Raw genomic sequence first — 22,542 nt, 5'->3', positions numbered from 1 at the left:
TTTATTGTTGTATGCTACTTGTCACCGAACTCTGCTCCAAGGTCTCATTGATGATGTGCGTAATCCGTTCCACTTCATCATGAATAAAAAAATGTCCTCCCTCAAAGGTAAACATACGAAATTGCTGATCCGTATGGTGTGCCCATGCCTCCGCATCTTGTAAGGTCACCGTGTTATCGGTCAATCCCGTCAAAGCGGTGATAGGACAATGTAAAGGTGCGGCTTTAGCCATATACTTATACAACTCGACAGCTTTGAAATCCGCTCTTAACACCGGCATAAAATAGTCGTATAATTCCCGATTGTCAAAAATCGCTTCCGAAAGCTGACCGTACCGCTGCAAATGCGTCCTGAACTGATCTGCGGGCAGATCGTGTAACCACGGGGAATTTCTTGGGACATGCGGTGCCCGTCCACCCGAAACGAACAGATGAGCAGGCTTGCCATATCCACCGGCCACCAGCTTGTAGTACAGCTCGAATGAGATCATCGTCCCCATACTGTGTCCGTATATGGCATAAGGATCGCCGGGGACTATCTCTTCGCTGATCTTGTGCAACAGATCCTCGCTCATCTCCTCAATGCTTTCCTTTAGCGGTTCCCCAGAACGAATACCTCTGCCCGCTAATTCCAGTGGAACAAGCTTAATCTGCGGAAGCAGCGACTTTTTCCATTTGAAACTGACCGACGCCGATCCGCCTGCATACGGGATGAAAAATAATGTGATAGGTGCCATTCTTGCAACCTCCTGCCTTGCTAAGTTCTAACTTTTTCATTTTAGCATAAAAAGGTATATTTACCCATTTCAAATATTTTGCAAATTCCAGAAGAATGGTTGAGAAAATCAAGCACATTTTGTATAAGGCAGGAAATGTTTTTCTAAAGAAAGAACGGCTTTATGTTTGAATATAATCATGTGTTGGGTCTTTTATTTTTTCAAATCGAGAGGAGTACTGTGCCATGAAGTACGGTTTTTTCGATGATGTCAATCAAGAATATGTCATCCACACCCCCCAAACCCCTTATCCCTGGATTAATTATTTAGGTAATGAACGATTTTTTGGACTAATCTCTAATACAATTGGTGGCTATGCATTTTACCGGGATGCTCGCTTACGTCGCTTAACACGTTACCGGTACAACAATATTCCTGTCGATAACGGGGGGCGTTATTTTTATATTTATGATGATGGGGATTATTGGACTCCGGGCTGGATGCCGGTCAAACGGGAGCTGGAGCAGTATGAATGCCGCCATGGACTTGGCTATACCTCAATTATGGGGGAACGCAGCGGTATTCGGGCCACGCAGCTGGCTTTTGTGCCCCTCTCCTTTGACGGCGAGGTCCATCAGGTTAAGCTTCAGAACACATCGTTACAAACCAAAAAGATCAAACTCTTTTCGTTCGTGGAATTTTGTCTGTGGAACGCCTATGACGATATGACCAACTACCAGCGCAACTTGAACACGGGTGAGGTTGAAATACATGATTCTGTCATTTATCACAAAACGGAATACCGTGAACGTCGCAATCACTATGCTTTTTTCTCTGCTAATCGTCCGCTAGCCGGTTATGATACAGACCGTGAAGCTTTTCTAGGACTCTACAACGGATTAGATCAGCCTCAAACGGTCGCCGCTGGGCAATCCTCGAACTCTATTGCCAGCGGATGGTCCCCTGTCGGATCACATTGCATTGAGATAACGCTGGAGCCAGGCGAAGAAACAAGCTGTAACTTTATACTCGGTTATGTGGAAAACCCCGAGGAAGAAAAATGGGAGTCGCCCGGTGTTATTAATAAAAAACAGGCACATGCCATGATTGCGCAGTTTGCGGATGAAGCTGATGTAGAACGAGCGTTGAATGAGCTGCGAACCTATTGGAATAATTTGCTGTCCAAGTATACCCTTCAAAGCCACGACGACAAGCTGAACCGAATGGTAAACATATGGAACCCTTATCAGTGTATGGTTACGTTCAATATGTCGCGTTCCGCTTCGTATTTTGAATCTGGTATCGGGCGTGGAATGGGCTTCCGGGATTCGAATCAGGACTTGCTCGGCTTCGTCCACCAAATACCGGAGCGGGCACGGGAACGGATTATCGACATTGCCTCTACTCAATTTGAAAACGGGGGAGCTTATCATCAGTACCAACCGTTAACCAAAAAAGGAAATCACGAGGTTGGCGGTGGCTTTAACGACGATCCGTTGTGGCTTATTGTTGGTACCGCAGCGTATATCAAAGAAACGGGAGACTTTGGCATACTGGACGAACAAGTGCCCTTTGACGGTAATGTAGAGCATACGGCTACGCTGTTTGAACATTTGAAGCGTTCTTTTTACCACGTTGTGGATAATCTGGGCCCGCATGGTCTTCCACTCATTGGCCGGGCTGACTGGAACGACTGTCTGAATCTCAACTGTTTTTCTGCTACACCAGATGAGCCCTATCAGACAACTCAGAATCTGGAGGGTCGAATAGCCGAATCCGTGTTCATCGCCGGATTATTTGTATATACGGGACCGGATTTTATTGAGCTTTGCAAGCGCAGAGGATTGGATGAGGAAGCGACAACCGCTCAAGCATATGTGGATCGTATGCGAACAGCCACATTGGAGCATGGTTTTGACGGCGAATGGTTCTTACGTGCTTATGACCATTATGGAGACAAAATAGGGAGCAAGGATTGTGAGGAAGGTCAAATTTTCATTGAACCTCAAGGTTTCTGTGTCATGGCAGGAATTGGTGTTGAAGAAGGTCTAGCTCAAAAAGCTCTCGATTCTACACGTGATCGGTTAGAAACTCCCTACGGCATCATGCTGCAAAATCCACCGTATTCTCGCTATTACATCAACCTGGGCGAAATCTCATCTTATCCTCCCGGGTATAAGGAAAATGCCGGTATTTTCTGTCACAATAACCCGTGGATTATGATGGCGGAAGCCGTAATAGGACGTGGGGATCGCGCTTTCGAGCTGTATAGCAAAATCGCACCCGCCTACCTGGAAGACATCAGCGACATTCACCGCACCGAGCCGTATGTGTACGCTCAAATGATTGCGGGCAAGGATGCTGTTCGTGAAGGCGAAGCCAAGAATTCCTGGCTGACGGGTACAGCGGCATGGAACTTTATAGCTATTACTCAATCCATCCTCGGTATCCAGCCGGAATGGGAGGGTCTGCGTATTGATCCGTGTATTCCTACAGCCTGGGACGAATTCACAGTCACCCGTGTCTTCCGCGGTGATACCTACGTGATTCATATCACGAATCCACAGCATGTCTCCAAAGGTGTAGTTACAGTTACCTTAGATGGCACCGTCCTTACGAATAATATCCTGCCGGTTGCAGGGGACGGGGCTATCCACCAAGTAAAAGTGTTGCTAGGCTAACAAGTTCATGCCCTTCAAAAAAATTAGCTTCAACTTCATCACATAGTATCTTATAATACGAGAATGGCTAAAGATACATTAAGTGTGGTGACATCATGAACAAGACAAAACGGCTTACTCAAACCATGGATTACAAAACAAAGCAAGCCCGCTGGGTACGCAAAATGTTATTACTGTATTGGATGATTATAGCTGTACATTTTATCGTCCAGCTGGGCAGCTACTTATTTCTTGATTACCACGCTTCGCCTTATGAATTTTACGTCGGAACCCTCATTGTTCCCACGCTAATCATGAGTGGTTCCAACTTACTGGCAGAGTTGGCTCATTTTAAATTCAACAGGTATTCTTTTGCGATCCTGTTTATGGCAAGCACCGTCATTTGCTGGATGATTATTCGCCTAAATTATGATATCCGGATTATTCCTGCGCTATGTTTGTTGCCTATTTTCTCTTCTATTCTGTTCTTCAATCGTCGCTTAATATGGCTTTCCTTTGTATTGCAAGTGGTCGTCTTTTTTCTGTTGCTGGCAGCAGATGGATCATTCCGCAGCTATTTGTCAGACTTTGATATTGTGGCGATTCCAACCTTTTTGATTATGTCCACCTTTATGGCTCTCATTATTCAGGCCAGCGGCGGCGATTTGTTAGTAGATTTGTACAAGACAAAGCGCGCCCAGCAGGAATTAATGATCAGTAACGCGATTATCAGCAAAATGTCCATGACTGATGGTTTGACAAAGCTGTACAATCATTTGTCCTTTCAAAACTTTTATGAAAAAGCACTCGAATATGCCGAACAAGGCGCGATCATCCATCTGGCGTTAGTGGATATTGATAATTTCAAGAAGATCAATGACACTTACGGACACCAGTTCGGAGATAAAATTTTGGAAGGCATCTCGCAAATCATTACAGAACAGATTACCGCAAATGACATTGCGGCTCGCTATGGCGGTGAGGAATTTGCTATTTTGATGTTCGAGCATACTTTCGAAGAAGCTTATCAGATCGTCGAAAACATCCGGCGTGAAGTGGAGAAAATGACCTTTCAGGAGAAATTGCAAATCGTTTCTGTAACCGTAAGCATTGGACTGAAAAGCTATACAGAGGAAATGAACAAAGATAAAGATGTATTTTTTCAGCAAGCAGATGACTATCTGTATCAAGCTAAGCGCTCCGGGAAAAACAAAATTGTTGCTCTTAATCATATCGCTTAATGTAAAAACACTTCATTTGATGAGACTCCGGCATGAGCTTGCCGGAGTCTTTTGAATATAGAGCTTAAAATGTAATAGAGTTGACAATTCCATAAGTTGAAACTAAAATCGTTACATATGTATTGGTTATTTACTTACAATAAATAAGTTCGAAGGAGATGATTTTTAAATGTCAACCCTCGTTATTGTCGTTCACCCTGATCTTGCGGAATCTCGCATTAACAAAAGATGGGTGCAGGAACTCAAGAAACAATCCGACGTGACCGTTCACAACCTCTATGAAGTATATCCAGATGAGCAAATCAATGTCGCCCAGGAGCAGGAACTGCTAGAGCAGCATGACCGTATCGTTCTGCAATTCCCTTTTTACTGGTACAGCACTCCTTCCCTGCTGAAAAAATGGCTGGATAAGGTTCTAACCTACGGCTGGGCTTATGGAAGCGAAGGTGGCAAGCTACAGGGCAAAGAGTTGTTGATCGCCTTGTCTGCTGCCAGCGTTGAGGAAAATTATCAACATGACGGACGGAACAGGTATACGATCGAAGAGCTGTTGAGACCTCTGGAAGCTACAGGCCATATGATTGGTGTCAAATTGCTCCCTTATTTCGTACAATATGGTGCTGCAGTATTGACCGATGAGCAACTAGAGCAATCCGCACAAAAATACGCGCAAACGGTTATTTCTTAATTTTTTACTAGAAAGCCCCTTGGACGGCGCCCGCCATACCTGCTTTACAGCAGACGGCAGCTCCAGCCAAGGGGCTTTACTGATCGATTTACATCGTAACCAAGGCACTGGTTACCTGTGCCATACTTTCTTTAATAATTTCGCAGCCCTTACGCAAGTTTTCCAAGCTTATCGTTAACGCTGGCATAATTTTAATTACCGTATCGTTACGCCCAGCACGTTCAATAATGAGTCCCCTACTAAAGCAGAGAGACGCTACCTCCTTGGCGAACGCTTCTCCCAGATGAGACACATCAATTCCCCAGATCAGTCCCATGCCACGAATTTCAATAAGAGGATCTATCGATTGGATATGTTCACGCAAGAACTGCTGAACAAAAGCCTCTTTTTCCTTCACTTGTGCTTCCAGCTCTACCGTATCTCTGAACTCCAGCGCAGCCTTTGCCCCGACGAAAGCAAGCTGATTTCCACGGAAGGTGCCGTTATGCTCACCCGGACTCCATATATCCAATTCTGGCTTCAGTAGCAACAGAGACATTGGCAATCCGTATCCACTGATCGATTTGGACAAAACAACCATATCAGGAACGATTCCCGCCCGCTCGAATGAGAAGAATGAACCAACCCGGCCGCAACCGACTTGAATATCGTCAACAATGAGCAAAATATCATGATCATCGCACAGCTGTCGCAAATCACGCAGCCATTCCGTATCTGCAATATGAATACCGCCTTCAGCCTGTACCGTTTCCAAAATGATCGCTGCAGGCTTTTCCACACCAGAATGGGTGTCTGTTAAAAGCTGCTCCATATACAAAATGGTATCCATTCCGTTAAATGTGCTGTTATAAGGTATGAAGGTAACATTGTTCAGGGGAACCCCTGCGCTCTCTCGCATGGAGTTGTTGCTGGTAATAGATAAACTACCCAGCGACATCCCGTGGAACGCGCCCATAAAAGCGAAAATACCATTTCTGTTTTTCACCTTGCGTGCAAGTTTCAGTGCTGCTTCCACTGCATTGGTTCCGGTCGGTCCGCAAAATTGCAGCTTATAATTCAAGCCCTTGGGCTGGAGAATACGCTCTGAAAAAGACTCCATAAACTCTTGCTTGGCCGTCGTGTACATATCCAGACCATGCATAATCCGATCGGAAGTTAAGTAGTCCAATATCCGGTTTTTCATAAAATCATTATTGTGCCCATAGTTCAAAGCCCCTGCCCCGGCAAAAAAGTCAATGTAATCCTTGCCTTCCTCCGTGTACAGTACATCGTTTTTAGCTTTGTTGAAAACAACTGGAAAACTTCTGCAATAGGATCTTACATTGGACTCCAGCACTTCGAATGTGTTCATGATCTCTCGTCCTCCCGCTGACCTGATTTTTGAAAAATACAAGCATGGAAAGCAAAAAAATGTAAATATGTAACCTAAATGAGAAGACAGTCTGAATTCACAATGGGATATCCACACCAAAGAATCATAAGTATGATCGCAAGAACAATTAAAGTACGAAAATTAAATACAGAGATAGCACATTGAGAGTAAGTTAGTAGAAGATTAAATAGTGGGTTTTTCTAAGAGGCCTATCAGAGGATGTCAACTCCTATGTAATAAAATACCATAATTTTCATTTAAGTCAATGCATGTTTCTGAGGTGTTTTGTTAAATTTTTGTAATTTATCATCAACAACTTGTAGTATATTGTTATAAGAAAACGAAAAATGTCGTATTATAGAAATAAATCTCAAAAATAGTACATTTCCATATCAAATAGATATACATCTGGACTATTTGTCCACAGGATTGCCACAACAAACCTGATCTTTTGACAGACTGTCCAAAGGAGTTTACTCTATCAACAGGAGCTGCCAAAAACTTGTTGTAAACATTGCAGTTATCCTAACTATTTGGCTCGAATTTGATAGAAAGATAAGGAAATATGATCATGTCTAATGTTTTAATTATTGAAGATGACAATATGCTGGGAGATACCCTTTCCTTGTATTTAACAGGAGAAGACTACAACGTTACTCGAGTGGAACAAGCGTCTGAGGGTATTGCTAGGCTTGAGATCGTACAGCCCGATATTATTTTGCTGGATCTGTTGCTTCCAGATTTGGATGGAATGAATCCCTGCCCACTGATACGCAAGCATACGGACGTGCCCATCATCGTGATTTCTACAGAAAACAACATATCAGAGCGCATTCGTACACTTACGTTGGGAGCAGATGATTATATTTGCAAGCCTTTTAGTATGCAAGAGCTAAAAGCACGGATAGAGGCTCTTTTCCGTCGTATTGAAATCACGCGCTTGCAAGGAAGAGGCAGAGCACCTGAACCTGAAACGGGCATTACTTTGGATCTAGCGAAAAGAATGATTACCGTTAACGGACAGAATGTGGAGACAACATATTCAGAATTTGAGCTCATGAAGCTTTTTTATTTGAACCGGGGAATTGTATTCAGCAGGTATGCTTTGATTCAGGCTCTCCGTGGCACAGACTCCTTTATTAATGAGAGGGCCGTGGACGTACATATTAACCATTTACGCAGAAAAATCGAAAAAGACCCTAAGAAACCGCAATTGATCAAGACCATCTGGGGAATCGGCTACAAATTTATGCAATAACACGGTCAGCTCCAGGGAAGTGATGACTTGATTTGGTTAATATCCTTCTGAACCGTGCTCAGATGCTCTTTCCAGTCTGGATATAGTTCTCCTGTTGAGGTTTCATTGCTGCGCTTCAATGCCTTTTCCAGCTCTATTACCTTTGCCAGCAACTCAGGCGCGCACAGGTTCCCCGTTCCTCCCTTAAGCGAGTGGATTAATCGAAGAGCAGAAGATAACTGCCCATTGTCCATTTTTCTCACAACTCTTTTATCGAGATACTGGTATTCCTGTATCCATTTGTAAAGGGCAAATTGAAAAATATACACCTTGCCATCCATACCTGCTATCGACTGCTCAGCGTGAATACCATGTAAATCTTGCAGCCACGCTAAATTAATCCAGCTAGTTAACACTCTAGCAGCGGTCAGTTCATGGACAGGCTTGAGCAACACGGCATTAATACCGGCACGAAGACAAACTTCCTGTTCATGCTGCACAGCATCAGCGGTAAAAGCGATAATGGGAAGCCTGTTAAAAGCTTTGTTTCTCCGAATATGTCTCGCCGTCTCAAAACCATCCATCTCTGGCATATGCAGATCAAGCAACACCATATCCCAGTAACGCAGTTCCAGTAACGCTATTAGTTCTCTTCCGTTCGTGACCATCGTTACCTCAAAGTTACGCTCTGCTAAAAACTCGGTAATCACCACCTGGTTAATTTCGTTATCCTCTGCTATGAGAATTTGATACTTCTGTGTTGTATCCCCTATCTCATTGCGGGAACTCATTGTCGCATGAGTCTCCAGAGTATTACCATCTGCAGGCACTGACTGTTCCTTCTTCCAGCAGAGAACCTCCAGCAGAGCGTTCCGGGTAACGGGCTTGGACAAAAAGGCATCCACACTATGATCCATGTCCCCAGCAGCTATGGTTTCCATCTGAAACACGGTTGTAAGTCCAATGATCTGAGTTATCTGCCTATCCAGCATTTGAAGCCACTGCCTTCGGGAGTCCAGTTCTCTCAAACCTTCCATCCCCATATCAATGATAACAAAATCAAAATGCTCACCCTTTTGAAAAGCGTCCACACTTTCTTGGAAGGATGAAATAGTGAATGTTTTTAATCCCAAGTCTTGCAGTAGTTCGTTCAAGCTGTATCTCACCAGTTCATGCTGCGCAACAATTAAGGCTTTGCCTTTGATTTGTTTTTCTATTCGTGTGCTTCCTTCATTCAATTCCCCAGTTTCCAACTCGACATTAAAGTAAAATTGACTGTACTCTCCTAATCGGCTTTTCACCTCTACTTTCCCGCCCATAGCTTCAGCCAAATGCTTGCTAATGGCCAAACCCAGCCCAGAGCCCCCATATCTGCGGCTGGTTGATGTACTCGCCTGGATAAAAGGGACGAATAGCTTGTCCATACACGTCTCGGAAATTCCTATGCCCGTATCTTCTACCATAAAAGAAACGCCTACTCGTCCGCCCTGCTGACTGAGCATTTTTACCTGTAACAATACATGTCCCTGATCCGTAAACTTGATAGCGTTGGTCAGAAGATTTGAAAGCACCTGCTCCATTCGAAGCGGATCTCCCTTAAACCTTTTCGGTAACGCCAGGTCCGTTATAAATACGATCTCTATTCCCTTATCTTCCAGTAAAGTTCCAACGGTATCTGCGAGATGCCGAAGCATTTTTTCCGGCTCAAATTCTACCTTTTCCAGTTCCAGACTGCCGGCTTCCATTTTGGAAAAATCCAATACGTTACTGAGCATGGATGAAAGGGTACGCGAGGAGGCAAGAAGCTTGTGGAGGTAATCTCTTTGAACGGCAGTCAGTTCAGTCTTATTCAACAGCTTTGACAGACCGATGATTCCATTCAGCGGGGTGCGGATTTCGTGACTCATATGAGCCAAAAAAATGCTTTTCGCATGGTTAGCTTCGTCCATCTCCTTTCTCTTCTGCTCTGAAGCTTTATACTCCGTAATATCCAACACGTGGCCGATAACTGAGCTAGTAACTCCGTCCTCCATAACCGGATGTAAGGTAATGAGAGCCGAATATTCCCAAAACTCCAATTCAAATACGGTCCGATCACCGAACCAGGCCTGTTTGTAGTATTGGTTAAGCTGCTCCATCGTTTCAGAGGAAAGCTCCAAAATGTCCCCGAGGCGCTTCACATGCTCCCTTTTATTGTAGTTGACTTGCAGATTCAGACCCACGCGCTCCAGCAATTCACCTTCAAGCAGCCTATAATAAAATTCATCACCGCTTTTCTCCAGCCTGAAGGTAAAGCCAGGTTGAACCCGTAGTAAATTCAGCAGATCACGGTCTTTGTTTAACAAACGTTGTCCATATGTATACTTAGCGGTCATTAAAGTGTGCACAAACAGAGTCATGAACATTAGACCAGTCCCTAGCTCCAGCACGCAGGTCAGCAGTGTTTTATCGCTTATGCCAAAACATAAGAACAACATTCCCGCCACTCCATAAAATACACCTGTGATCGTCTGACGAACAAGCTGACGCTGAAAAACCAAAACAAACAATAATATCACGATAACACATAGCATTAAATCTCGAACCAAGTGTTCGCCCCCTTATAATCTTCCATGTTTTGTACGATATATCGAAAATATAAAAAACTCAGGACAGATTCCTTATGCCATAAGGCTTAAAGAACTGTCCCGAGCATTCATTGTACTATAGATTCCACAGGGTTCAAGCTCGTTTTAATATTTGAAACGACTGATCATCACCTTCAAATCAGTAGCCATGGTTGAAAGCAACTGTGCAGAAGCTGATATTTCCTCCATGGAAGCCAGCTGCTCTTGTGAGGAGGCGGCAACTTCCTCAGATGTGGCGGCATTACCGGTTGCAATCGTCGCCAGTTCGTTGGCTGTCGCTGCAATCTCTTGTACACTGGCTGATATTTGCTGTGCAATCGCTGCGACCTCCTCTACCTGAGGCGTTGTCTCTCGAATGCCTTCCATCGCATGGCCCAGCTTGACAATGGTTGCTTTGGAAATCTGCAGTCCATCCTGCACCTCAGTCGTAACCTTGTCCATCGTCTTCACTGTTGTTTCAGTTTCATGCTGAATTTCGGCAATCAAGGTGGCAATCTGAGTGGCGGATGTCTGAGACTGCTCTGCCAGCTTGCGCACCTCATCAGCAACGACGGCAAAGCCTTTTCCATGATCACCCGCTCTGGCTGCCTCAATAGCTGCATTCAAGGCCAGCAGGTTTGTCTGATTGGAGATATCGCCGATAACCTTCGTGATTTCACCGATTTCATGAGAGCGAGCTTGCAAGGTTTGAATCATCTGGTTGGAACGCTCTACTGATTGATGAATGGAATTCATTTGCTCACCTGTCTTCTCAACAGACTTTCGTCCTTCCTCGGCTTGCAAGGCAGATCGTTTGGCCAAATCGGCTACCGAAATCGAGCGTTCAGCGATTTGGGTGATTCCTTGCGCAATTTCATCCAGTGCCACTGAATTATTTTCTAGCCCTGTAGTCTGCTTTTCTGCACCACTGGCTATTTCTTGCACAGCCTGGGACACCTGCTCACTTGCAGCACTGGTTTGTTCCGCGCTTATTGTGAGTTCATTCGAAGAAATTGCGACATGATCTGCACTGTTCCCTACGTTCTGAATGACTGATCGCAAGTTATTCTGCATATTTTGAAAAGCCACTCCTAATTCTCCGATCTCGTCCTCGCTCTTTACTTGAATGTCCTGTGTCAGATCTCCTGCGCTCACATTTACCGCTTGTTCTTTTAACTTTAAAATCGGTTTGATGATGGAACGGATCAGGAAATAAACGATGATAATACCGATCACAAGACAACCGACGATGGTTAGTAAAGTGCTGATCAAAATCGGCCCTGCTGCTTCATCGACTTCAGACAAATACAGCGTTCCGCCTATCTTCCAGCCAGTCAGCTTGTTAGTCGCATAGTTCATATATTTGGGCTGACCTTCATACTCATACTCGTATTCACCAGTGTCGCTCTGAAACATGCGTGATTCAATATCTGTAATTTTGGTGCCTGCTTCCTTTGTCGGATGAACAATGTAAGTATGATTGCTGTCCAGCAATATGGCATAACCTTCATGACCTACTTTAATATTGTTCAACGTCTCTTTAATACCACTAATTCTCAGGTCAATGCCAATAACACCCGATCCATCTGATGTTGCCTTAGAAACCGTAACCGTCATTTGCTTTGAGCTTGCCGAAAGATAGGGAGAACTAATCGCTGTCTTTGCTTGTTCCTTTATCGCTTTATCGTACCAGGGTCTGATCCGTGGATCATAATTATCCGGTAATTGCTTCTGCGGATAGGTTGTAAATTTACCGTCTTTCGTACCATAATAAATGGATTCTGTTTCAGGATGGAGTGCAATATATTGCTTAAAGAATTCTTCCAAATTCGCCGCTTGTTCCTCCGTCTGTACCCGATTGCCTTTTAGTCTTTCTGCAAAATATTCTGCGTCATGTACCTTGGGCTCAATAGTACTGTCAATAATATAATTAGTGCGGATGATAGCCTGCTCGGCACTTTCTTCAATCTGGTTTCGAATCTGCTGACTGGCGCTCACAAACGACAAAGCCCCCACGATCATGGACGGTAAAATCAGAAATGCAATAAAGGCGACCATTAGCTTCGTTTTAAAATTTTTGCTGAGCATCCTTGCGACTAGCCACTTTTTTCCCGATAACTTCTTCATTAATTAACATCTCCATTTCATTATCTGGATTTCCAACCTATGGTGAACCTCTTCGTCTTGCCGATGATGACAATCACCCGACAGACTCTCTTTCACATTTTTCACATCTGCTGCTAAAACGCTTAGACATAAAAGATATAAACACGCTAGTTAAATAGGTATATGTACTTATTTTCGAAAACAGCAAGGCTGATCGGAACCGGTTCTTTGATATAATATACCTAAAAAATATTAAAAAAAATGCGTAGCATATGTTAAAAAAATGTTAGTTTCATCTCACTATACCTACCTCTTAACATGAAAATAATCCCCTTGAAGGTAGCAAACATAGGGTCATTTTCGAAAATCACCATATGCTTACTACCCCCAAGGGGATTAGGTTGATCGCTTTATTCAGTTCAATCCAACAACACCTTCAGATCTTCAAGCCTGGTAACAGGTGCCTGACAGGTAAAATGCTCACACACATATACGGCTGGTTTGCCTTCCACAAGATCGTAATCACGGATATAAGAAACCGTCTCTGCAATCTCCGACTGTCCTTCATCCTTCAAAATAACGACCGTATTCGGCCTGAACCCAGCTCGAACCGCCTGAATGAACTGTACGGTCTGCGGATCGTCCCTATGACCTACAATCACAATCTCCTTCGTCGTTCCCGTCGCATACAACAACGCGCTGAGCAACGCGGAGTGGCCTGACGGGTAATGAGCAACCATACCGCCAAAGGCCTTAAACTGCTTGGCTGCATAGTTCTCTAATCGAGATTCACCCGTTAGCCGCGCAAGCCTCACAAAATTATAGGCCGCGATGCTGTTACCCGACGGAATCGCACCGTCATAGATTTCTTTAGGCTTGGCAATTAGCTGCTCACTATCTGACCCATAAAAGAATAATCCGTCCCGTTCCTCATCCCAGAACAAGTCGATCATATTTTGATTGAGCGTCAACGCCCGTTGCAGATACTCTATATCGAAGGTCGCCTGGTATAGCTCGATCAAGCCCCACACATAAAAAGCATAATCATCTACATAACCGGGATAAGCTGCTTCTCCGTCCCGATAACGTGCCAACAGCCGTCCGTTCTCCTGTCTCAAATGGTTCCACAAAAACGTCTCAGCTTTCTGAGCTTGCTCTGTATATCTCGTGTCTCCAAAAGCTTGTCCCGCCTTCGCCAGTGCAGCAATCATCAACCCGTTCCACGAGGTCAAAATCTTGTCATCCTTATGAGGATGAACCCGCTGCTCTCTGGCAGCAAACAGCTTGGCGCGTAGCTCACTAACCCGCTGTTCCAGTTCCTGCTCAGTCAAGTCATGTTTGATCCCATAGGCTTCCAGATTGATATCAATCAGGTTTGGAATGTTGTGGCCTTCAAAATTTCCGTAAGGTGTAATCCCATACAAATCGTTGAAAAAGGCGGCACTCTCATCGCCTAGTACAGCCCTTACCTCAGAGTCGTCCCAGACGTAAAATCTCCCCTCTTCTCCTTCGGAATCCGCATCCTCCGCCGAATAAAAGGCACCACCTGCATCCGTCATGTCTCTAGCGATATATGTAAAGATTTGTTCTGTAATTCGTCGGTACAGTTCCTTGCCTGTCACCTGCCAAGCCTCTGTATACGCGATGGCCAACAGAGCATTGTCATACAGCATTTTTTCAAAATGCGGCACCAACCATTTCTCGTCCACGGAGTATCGTGAGAACCCCATGCCTATATGGTCGTAGATTCCGCCCCGGGACATCGCATCCAGGGTCTTCTCTGCCATTTCCAGTGCCTGTTGATTCCCCGTATGCTGTGCATATCGCAGCAAAAAAGACAGGTTATGCGGAGACGGAAACTTAGGAGCTTCCCCGAAGCCGCCATATTCCTTATCGAAGGTGTGGCTGTATTCATGGAAAGCTTTATTCAAGCTCTGTTCATCCAGCTCACCGCGATAACCTGCAAGCAAGTCCTGCCGCTCATGCTCGGTAAGCACCTGCTCACTCAGCTCCACCAGCTCTTCAGGCCGTTCTTTCCACCGGGTACCCACCTTGTCCAACAGCTCCAACAGTCCGACACGGCCAAACTTCTGCTCCTTGGGCAAATAGGTCCCCGCAAAAAAAGGCTTCTGATCCGGCGTCATCAATATCGTCAGTGGCCAGCCTCCATGCCCCGTCATCGTCTGGCAGATGGACATATAGATATGATCCACATCCAGACGTTCTTCACGATCCACCTTAATGGATACGTAATCCCGGTTTAATACCTCAGCCACTTCTTCATCCTCGAAAGATTCTCTCCCCATTACATGGCACCAATGGCAAGTGGAATAGCCGACAGATAAGAAAATAGGCTTGTTATCACGTTTAGCAATTTCAAAAGCCTCATCTGACCAAGGGAACCAATTTACCGGATTGTGAGCATGCTGTAGCAAATACGGTGATTTTTCCTTGGCTAGTCTATTCGGTTTGCTGCTCGTTGTCATGGGACATCACCACTTCCGTAGTTGGATTTTATGCTTGGTACTATTTTACCCTAAATGGGTGGTAAAAATCGGAAGGAATAAAAAAAGATAATGACTCTCAACCGTATCTATCAATAAATTGTTTATTCAGATCATAAGTAGGTATGAAAAAGCACTGATGGATATTCTTCATCAGTGCTTTATTTATTGCAGACGGACCTTATTAGCGTTTAGCATTATACTCATTAGAATTTATATCAAAGATCTCCAGAGCTTTCAGTAAGGCGTATTCACTTGTTCTTGCCCCTTCTTTTGAAAAATGTGCATCTGGAAACGCAGGAGACATATGATGGTACCCGGGATAGACATGTAATTCCACTAAGACTCCATCAAAAGCCAGTTGTTTTGCAAAAACCAAGGCTTCATCAATGAATAAATCAATGGTACCTATATTTATATAAGTCGGTGGTAACCCCGCCAATGACTTAGCACGGGCCGGCGCATAATACTCATTTACCTCCTCTTGACCCGGTTCTTCCCCCAATACAGATTTCCAGCCAAAATAATTACTTTGTTTTGTCCAAATAAACTCTCCTGCGTATGGATGCTCTGGTGCGGTACTTGTGCGATCATCTAGCATTGGCCTCATCAATCTTAGATGATGGATTTTGAATTCCTTCTGATCACGAATGTACAAGGCTAGGCCAGCCGCCAAACCGCCGCCAGCGCTGCTGCCCCCTACGGCAACTTTCTGAGTATCTATCCCTAACTCTTCCGCATGTTCAATACACCATTTTAGGCCCGAATAACAATCCTGTAACTGACTTGGCTGCACATGCTCTGGTGCTAGTCGATAGTACACAGATACACAACAGAAACCATGTTGTGCAGCAAGAGATGCATTAGCAGGACGATCCACGACTGGACTTCCTAAGACCATCCCGCCTCCGTGTATCGAATAATATAGAGGCATCTTATGATGCTTTGAATGTTTGGGCTTAATGATTTCTATTTGAATATCTGGACCACTAAAGTAACTTGGCACAACCTTTTTTTCTAATGTAATAGGGAACATCTGCGTTACATCTATTTGTTGCATCATTTGAGATTGATTTTTACGTGCTTCCATAAGTGTAGATTCGGTAAGTTCGGTTGTTGGTATTAAATCAACTGCACTGATAATTTCTGGATCAATCAGATGTCTACTTCTACTTTTTTGCTCTCCCATAGCAATCGTTTCCTCACTTTCTTGTTTTAAAGACAATTAATCAATACATTTTTCCCTTCAATTGTTGCTGTCGTTTATATTCATATTTTAAAGATAAAAATAAGCTTTATAAATGAAAACAACGATTTAGAATCATTTTTGGCATAAAAACAATAATGAAAAAATGAAGTGCAGCCTTTGAAATAGAATGGTTCTGTTGGATCATCGAGGGAGGGTGAGCGGAATTTTGGGATCAAGAACGGTATGTAAAAAGTTCAAGAGAGAAAATGAAATGCCAAAAACGTATTTCGGAATCTGGATGTGGGAGGTAATGCAAACACACATCAAACCTTATGCCAAATAAAAAAGACGTGACGGATTGGTCGTTCACAGCGATCATCCGATCACGCCCTAAGCTCACCACGTCATGAAGCCAAAATTAAATTCATTTATGCGGGTAGAGTACCACGCCACTTTGCAAACTAGGTATTTTTATGTGAATACACAATTTTCTTAATAGTTTCGGTAGAGAGGAAAAACTCCTTAGCTAATTGCTCGATACTACTGCTATTTTGAAAAGCATTTCTGATTGCGGCATTTCGCTGTTCAAGCAACCTTCTCCCCCCACTCAAACTGCCCCAATCCATATATTCCGTTTTTGGCTTAGGAATATACAGAGTCTCTCCTTGAACATATTTTTGAATTTCCATAATTAGTTTTTGAGGTAAAACTTTTGTAGCATTCGTATATTTCAATTTTGTTCGCCCCTTATTTTGATTCTTTAAAATAAGGTGCAAAGCCAAAAATATTAAAAAAGCTTGTTCAGCGTTAAAAATTTTTTCGCCCCATACAAAGTAACGCTTTCCTAATAATTGGCTTTGCATGAGTGTAAGAAGTCACAGACAATCCCAATAGATTCTCCATCAGTAGGCACCCCCTTTTACCTCGCAAGTATAGCATAACTTCTGCTCACCTGGGACCAGCTAAATGATATCAGTACAATCTAACCATTAAAATTGAGCTGGTATATAACTGATCTTCATTCGTTTATGAGGTGTTGCCAGGACTTTTGTTTGCCCGACTCTTGTTATTCGCAAGCCAATGTTTTATATTGACATAAGAGTAGGTCAAAAATAAAAGAGGTGAACGGACGAGATGTCTCCACGCACGAAGGAACAAAACGAAGAGATCCGGTTGCGGCGTCTGGCGCAAATCCGGAAAGCCGCTGCCGATGTGTTTTTGAATAAAGGGCCTTTACTGGAAATCCGCGATGTGGCCGTGCAGGCGGGACTCGGCTATGGCACGGTATACCATTATTACAGTAATAAGGGCAATTTGCTCCACGATCTGCTATGGGACGCGTTGGAGCGGTCCGGGGGATGGCTGGAGGCCCCGCGCGCTTCGGCTTCGGGGGAGGCGCCAGCGGGCGGGCATTTCGGCTTGGCTACTGCTGCGGACACCGGGAACTCGGCTGCCGCGGATTCCCAAAGCGGAAGCCGCGAAACGGCCGTTGCCACAGAGCTTGGCCCCGTAGCCGCCGCCGGCATTCGGCTACTGCAGCTTTGGGCGGAGGACCACGCCTTGTACCTGCTGCATAAGCTGGCCGGTGAGGGCTTTGCCTCGCTGCCTGAAGCGCGCTCGGCCCCACTCTCGGCCGCCTTTCGCCGGGAAGTGCTCGCGCCGCTGGCCGCGCTGCTGGAAACCGGTCGTGCGGCGGACGGGACTGCCGCTTCCGGCGGAAACGCGGCGGAGCCGCCGTATCGGCTACAGCGCGCGGAAATGTTGCTGGCCGCCTTGGTCGGCTGCGCCTCGCTTTCGATTCGCCGCGGAAAGCTGCACGAGGAGGCCATGGATATCGCCCGGTTTTTAAAATTATAGAATTGATAAGGAGCGAATAGACAAAGATGATCATTCTAAAATCACCTAGGGAAATCGAAGAGATGAAGCCGGCGAGCCAAATCGTTGCGGACTGCTACCGCGAGGTGGCCAAACTGATCGAGCCTGGGATCACCACCCGGGAAATCAATGACTTTGTTGCCAGACACATCACCAAGCTGGGCGGCAAGCAGTTTACGAAAGGGTACAACGGTTTCCCCGCCGAAACCTGCATTTCGGTCAACGATGTGGTGGCCCACGGCATTCCTTCGAACCAGGCGCTTATGGACGGCGACTTGCTGAAGCTCGACATCGTCGTGGAATACGGCGGATGGTTCGGCGATTCGTGCTGGTGCTATGCGGTGGGCAATATCCGGCCGGAAGCGCAAAAATTAATGAAGGTGACAAAGGAATGCTTGGATCTGGGGATCGCCCGGGCACTCCCGGGGGGCCGGCTCGGCGACATAACGTCGGCGATTCAACAGCATGCGGAATCGAACGGGTTTTCGGTCGTACGCGATCTGCTGGCGCACGGGATCGGGCGGAGCCTGCACGAGGAGCCGAGCTACGAGCATATCGGCGTAGCCGGCAAAGGCATTCGATTAAAGGAAGGCATGGTGTTCACGATTGAACCGATGCTCAACGAAGGTACGTTCCGTATCACGATCGACGACGATCAGTGGACGGCTAGAACGGCCGACGGCAGGTTGTCGGCGCAATATGAGCATACGATCGCAGTTACGTCGGACGGACCACTGATTTTAACGGCCCAGTAAGCATAGAGGCGAACGGACGGCAATGCGCCATTTTAGGAAATAAGTCGCCACCCCGGCCTGCTTGGCCTGACGAAGTTCGTAATCCGAAACGCGAAAAAGCGTTGGTTCCAGCTTGGGACCAACGCTTTTTTACATGGTTTGTAACTTTACCGATTTACGAAAAACCACGTTGTTATACGGTTTTTTATTATGCCTTTGGTATCGTGTTACGGATTTACACTCTCTGTTTGGTAGCCTGTCTTGCGTGTATTTTTTTCATTGTAAATCTTGCTATTGGCTGAGCAACCAGTAGCTCAATCCAAAATCTTACTAACAAAACAAGGATAATCCACATAAACGGAATAATCTTTAGCGTTTCTAAATAGTTTTCTTTACTAAAGCCTCGTTCCAATCCCACAATAATTGGGGCGATCGTGTTTACTGAAATAATTGAAATAATCAATAAAAATATTATACCTTCTTTTGCGTTTTAAGGCAGTCTTTCTTCCTTATACATATTGTTTCCCTCCGAAATAAAAATATTTCAGATGGTAGACGTATTATGCGACATATATTTTTGGTCATTAAAACTAGTACCAATATCTCTACACACTGATCTAACAATTATAATAACTTTTCTTAAACAAGTCGTGCTCATAATGTAAAATATAATCAAGCATAAAACTCATAAAGGAGTATATGAACCAGATGAACAATTTTCTAAATGAATTTGAGGAAAGATTTAGGGCAGGATTTTTGGATGATCTTAAAAGCATACTGGAAGAAGTGAAGAAAGAGAAGGTTTACGGTTGTGCTTTTGGGACAGACAGCGATTTTGTCACCTTGTTTCTTGCTGTTAATACGGAGGAATCACTTGTTAGACATATCACAAACATGAAGGCCCAAGGCCTGTGCAACAGCAAGGAAGATGAAAATTATTATAGATGGGGATTTTGTGAATATCAATATGGCGATACAACACACTTCAATCATATCAGCAAATTTCTGTATGCAACCGAAAATGTATTGGACTATAAAGATGAAATGATAAAAATTATGGCCAAGGTAGTTAAGGAAACAGACGATGTACTTTTTGATCAATTCGGCCAATCCAAAGAAGATATAATTTTTTTCGTATCCATGACGGATGATGATATGGCCGAAAAACTGGAAAATCAGTCCGTAATTCAGATGACAAACGCCAAATTAGTTGATGACTTCTTGCATCGTTATCAATAAAATTGCGTTGATACGTTTCCTATTCATTTGGTTTATCTCCATTAGGTATGAAAAAACTTATTTCTCCTCATGGTTCGAGTTGAAATAAGTTTAAATTAAATGTATTCATCCAGATGAACGGGAATTCTCACCATTCAACTTCTTCAAATAATTGGAAAACCATCTTTTTTTCAAAATCATCTAAAAATCTAAATCCAGATATTTCTTCTTTCTTTTCTCCAAGTTTTATCAAAGTCGCTATTGCTAGGTCTCCCACCTTATAATGACCTAATAGTTTATCTTGGGGCTCCCTTTTTAATGATAATTCACTTAATTTTTTTATCATTTTCTCTGTACGGAGGCCTTCTTTTCCTATCCGTGTCATTGCATGATATAAGACTATGGGGTTCTTATCTTCTAACAAATTTTCTAATTCAGCTATTTGAACCTTCCCCTTCCGCTATCTTCTTTAATATACTTCATTTTATTCCAAGCTAAGAGCTGTAAATTGGAATGACCGGGAACTTGTTTCATCAGAAACAACCACTATGATCAGCCCCGTATTTCTCTTCGCAAACTACGCCGCTATCATACTCATGGTATAGGAAGCCGTTTGTTTTACTAAAGCGAGACTCCGGTGCAGCTTATGATTGACGATTCCGATCACCACATCCGCCTCCACTATATCCTGATTAGAGAGCATAACCATTGCAGCAATATCTCCCACCTGATATGCCACCGTCATCGCTCTCAGAAAAGTTTTCGAGTCTTCGCTTTCCGGTAAGGCTAGCTCTCCTTTGAGGAGATCCTCCCTGACTGCTTCAAGCGATTTTCGTGCCCGGTGGAGTGCAACTTTTACCGCTCCCTCCGTTGTTTCGAGCATGTCGGATGTCTCGCTAATCGAATATCCAAACACATCTCGCAGCAAAAAAACAGTTCTCTGAAGCGGAGATAAATGTTTCATTAAGGACTGCAACGCTATCTCGATTTCAAAAGATCCATGATCCGGTACAGTTACTTTCGCTTGTTCCCTATTCAATATTCGAGTGTAGACTGCTTTTCTCCGTATATCATCAATCCAGATGTTCTTAGCAATTCGTAGCAAAAGCGCTTTGGGATTAGTATGCTCGAAGCTATTTAACTTACCTAATGCTTTGATCCAAGTGTCCTGAGCCAGTTCTTCCGCATCCCAAGTTGATTTCGTAAGCGACAGACAGTAACGTTTCAGGACCGCCTGTAATTCCTCCAAGTTCTCGATGTTTATTATATTATCTGTCATTTGTATAGAATCATCTATGCGCATAGGTCCTCTCCTCCACGGTCTTATTCTGCCCTTTCCTAGAGCAAAGCCATTTGCAACCTCCAATGTAAACGAACAAGTGGTTGTAAAAGTTACACCATTTACGCAAATCGTCTTCCCATTAAAGCCTCCGTATCTTTTTACGGCCTCGGTTCGTTTACAAGGAGAAATCAACTGGAAACAGGAAATTGGGGGTATAAAAAATGAGTGTTTATGTGCCTTATGTTGTCGAGCAAACTGCTCAAGGTGAAAGATCGTACGATATCTATTCCAGACTATTAAAGGATCGTATTGTGTTTGTCGGGGCAGCCATCGATGATCATTTGGCTAACAGTATTATTGCTCAATTATTGTTCTTGGCGGCAGAAGATCCGGAAAAAGAAATTTACATGTATATCAACAGCCCGGGTGGCTCTACTTCCGCAGGATTTGCCATTTATGATACGATGCAGTACATCAAACCCGATGTGCACACGATATGTACTGGATTTGCTGCTTCGTTTGGTGCGATCCTTTTGCTGGCGGGCGCCAAAGGGAAACGTTCGGCGTTGCCGAACAGTGAAATCATGATCCATCAGCCGCACGGCGGCGCACAAGGTCAGGCCAGCGATATTGCAATCAGCGCAAAACGAATTTTATGGACTCGTGAAAAGGCAACCCGTATCACAGCTGAACGGACCGGGCAATCTTATGAAAAAGTCGAAAAAGATATGGACCGGGATTTTTACATGTCCGCTCAGGAGGCACTGGAATATGGTGTTATTGATCAAGTGATAACTTCTTTGTAGAGTATGCTCAAAACCTAATGATCTGCAAGAAACTTCAAGAAATAATACGAGGTGATATCATGTTAGCAAGCTTACAAGGCAAGGAAATAACTATTCATTTTATAGATGGGACAAATATATGCGACGGGATATTGGATCAGATTGACGACAAGTTCGTTAAATACCTTACGCAATATCAGACGCTTGTTATTCCTATTACATCCATTCGCACCGTATCCATTGACATTAAGGAACGGCAACGCTACAGAGTTGGATTCGCCCCATGAACCTATTTTAGCATGGGTGGCAATTACATTGTACGGAGGCCCG

At 44.2% G+C, this 22,542-nt stretch carries 18 protein-coding genes; 9 read left to right on the top strand and 9 right to left on the bottom strand.

All coding sequences use genetic code 11. The features are described 5' to 3' along the window. Window position 1 precedes the first annotated feature (1 nt). Window positions 2–736: a thioesterase II family protein gene (locus T3H97_RS11920; RefSeq protein ID WP_250245027.1), complete on the bottom strand. Its 735-nt coding sequence runs from the start codon at window positions 734–736 to the stop codon at window positions 2–4. A 224-nt stretch (window positions 737–960) separates the two neighbouring features. Here T3H97_RS11920 and T3H97_RS11915 point away from each other — a divergent pair, with 224 nt between their 5' ends. The 3 genes from T3H97_RS11915 (at window position 961) to T3H97_RS11905 (ending at window position 5,304) form a co-directional block, all read left to right on the top strand. Further along, window positions 961–3,396, top strand: coding sequence for a glycoside hydrolase family 94 protein (locus T3H97_RS11915; protein ID WP_328802641.1), 2,436 nt, complete (start codon window positions 961–963; stop codon window positions 3,394–3,396). 95 nt (window positions 3,397–3,491) lie between these two features. Then, window positions 3,492–4,616 (top strand): GGDEF domain-containing protein, encoded by a 1,125-nt coding sequence (locus T3H97_RS11910; protein ID WP_103047567.1) that lies wholly within the window; start codon window positions 3,492–3,494, stop codon window positions 4,614–4,616. A 169-nt stretch (window positions 4,617–4,785) separates the two neighbouring features. After that, window positions 4,786–5,304: an NAD(P)H-dependent oxidoreductase gene (locus T3H97_RS11905; protein WP_013310283.1), complete on the top strand. Its 519-nt coding sequence runs from the start codon at window positions 4,786–4,788 to the stop codon at window positions 5,302–5,304. An 88-nt stretch (window positions 5,305–5,392) separates the two neighbouring features. Here the strand turns inward: T3H97_RS11905 and ectB are convergent, their stop codons facing one another. Further along, complete coding sequence (ectB, locus tag T3H97_RS11900) at window positions 5,393–6,655, bottom strand: diaminobutyrate--2-oxoglutarate transaminase (RefSeq protein WP_328802640.1); 1,263 nt, start codon at window positions 6,653–6,655, stop codon at window positions 5,393–5,395. 592 nt (window positions 6,656–7,247) lie between these two features. Between ectB and T3H97_RS11895 the strand changes: the two genes are divergently transcribed. Beyond that, on the top strand, window positions 7,248–7,934 hold the full coding sequence (locus T3H97_RS11895; protein WP_165179665.1) for a response regulator transcription factor: 687 nt from the start codon (window positions 7,248–7,250) through the stop codon (window positions 7,932–7,934). Between the two features lie 5 nt (window positions 7,935–7,939). Here the strand turns inward: T3H97_RS11895 and T3H97_RS11890 are convergent, their stop codons facing one another. From T3H97_RS11890 to T3H97_RS11870, 5 genes are all read right to left on the bottom strand, one after another. Beyond that, window positions 7,940–10,501 carry a response regulator gene (locus T3H97_RS11890; RefSeq protein WP_328802639.1) on the bottom strand — a complete coding sequence of 854 codons (2,562 nt, stop codon included), beginning with the start codon at window positions 10,499–10,501 and terminating at the stop codon, window positions 7,940–7,942. 144 nt (window positions 10,502–10,645) lie between these two features. Beyond that, window positions 10,646–12,646, bottom strand: a complete 2,001-nt coding sequence (locus tag T3H97_RS11885) for a methyl-accepting chemotaxis protein (RefSeq protein WP_328802638.1) — start codon at window positions 12,644–12,646, stop codon at window positions 10,646–10,648. 398 nt (window positions 12,647–13,044) lie between these two features. Further along, window positions 13,045–15,111 (bottom strand): thioredoxin domain-containing protein, encoded by a 2,067-nt coding sequence (locus tag T3H97_RS11880; protein WP_328802637.1) that lies wholly within the window; start codon window positions 15,109–15,111, stop codon window positions 13,045–13,047. Between the two features lie 202 nt (window positions 15,112–15,313). After that, window positions 15,314–16,318, bottom strand: coding sequence for an alpha/beta hydrolase (locus T3H97_RS11875; protein ID WP_328802636.1), 1,005 nt, complete (start codon window positions 16,316–16,318; stop codon window positions 15,314–15,316). Between the two features lie 461 nt (window positions 16,319–16,779). Then, window positions 16,780–17,052, bottom strand: a complete 273-nt coding sequence (locus T3H97_RS11870) for a CD3324 family protein (protein ID WP_160790939.1) — start codon at window positions 17,050–17,052, stop codon at window positions 16,780–16,782. 400 nt (window positions 17,053–17,452) lie between these two features. Here T3H97_RS11870 and T3H97_RS11865 point away from each other — a divergent pair, with 400 nt between their 5' ends. The 3 genes from T3H97_RS11865 to T3H97_RS11855 all read left to right on the top strand — a co-directional run bounded on the left by T3H97_RS11865 (window position 17,453) and on the right by T3H97_RS11855 (window position 20,166). Beyond that, window positions 17,453–18,175, top strand: coding sequence for a TetR/AcrR family transcriptional regulator (locus T3H97_RS11865; RefSeq protein ID WP_328802635.1), 723 nt, complete (start codon window positions 17,453–17,455; stop codon window positions 18,173–18,175). Window positions 18,176–18,201: 26 nt separating this feature from the next. Beyond that, on the top strand, window positions 18,202–18,948 hold the full coding sequence (gene map, locus T3H97_RS11860) for a type I methionyl aminopeptidase (protein WP_328802634.1): 747 nt from the start codon (window positions 18,202–18,204) through the stop codon (window positions 18,946–18,948). Between the two features lie 687 nt (window positions 18,949–19,635). Further along, complete coding sequence (locus T3H97_RS11855; protein ID WP_328802633.1) at window positions 19,636–20,166, top strand: DUF4303 domain-containing protein; 531 nt, start codon at window positions 19,636–19,638, stop codon at window positions 20,164–20,166. 127 nt (window positions 20,167–20,293) lie between these two features. On the opposite strand, the gene T3H97_RS11850 is transcribed toward T3H97_RS11855, so the two are convergent. Then, entirely contained in the window at window positions 20,294–20,569 is a 276-nt protein-coding gene (locus tag T3H97_RS11850) for a hypothetical protein (RefSeq protein WP_328802632.1), read from the bottom strand. A 153-nt stretch (window positions 20,570–20,722) separates the two neighbouring features. Beyond that, on the bottom strand, window positions 20,723–21,448 hold the full coding sequence (locus T3H97_RS11845) for an RNA polymerase sigma factor (RefSeq protein ID WP_328802631.1): 726 nt from the start codon (window positions 21,446–21,448) through the stop codon (window positions 20,723–20,725). 200 nt (window positions 21,449–21,648) lie between these two features. Between T3H97_RS11845 and clpP the strand changes: the two genes are divergently transcribed. Then, on the top strand, window positions 21,649–22,233 hold the full coding sequence (gene clpP, locus T3H97_RS11840; protein WP_328802630.1) for an ATP-dependent Clp endopeptidase proteolytic subunit ClpP: 585 nt from the start codon (window positions 21,649–21,651) through the stop codon (window positions 22,231–22,233). A gap of 59 nt (window positions 22,234–22,292) precedes the next feature. After that, a complete protein-coding gene (locus T3H97_RS11835; RefSeq protein WP_328802629.1) occupies window positions 22,293–22,499 on the top strand; it encodes a hypothetical protein in 207 nt (68 codons plus the stop codon). Window positions 22,500–22,542 lie beyond the last annotated feature (43 nt).

The sequence above is a fragment of the Paenibacillus sp. LX16 genome (genome assembly GCF_036252815.1).
In the GTDB taxonomy this organism is placed as follows: Bacteria; Bacillota; Bacilli; order Paenibacillales; family Paenibacillaceae; genus Paenibacillus; species Paenibacillus polymyxa_B.
The sequence above is the reverse complement of the archived record's forward strand: the minus strand, read 5'-3'. Positions and strand labels throughout refer to the sequence as shown.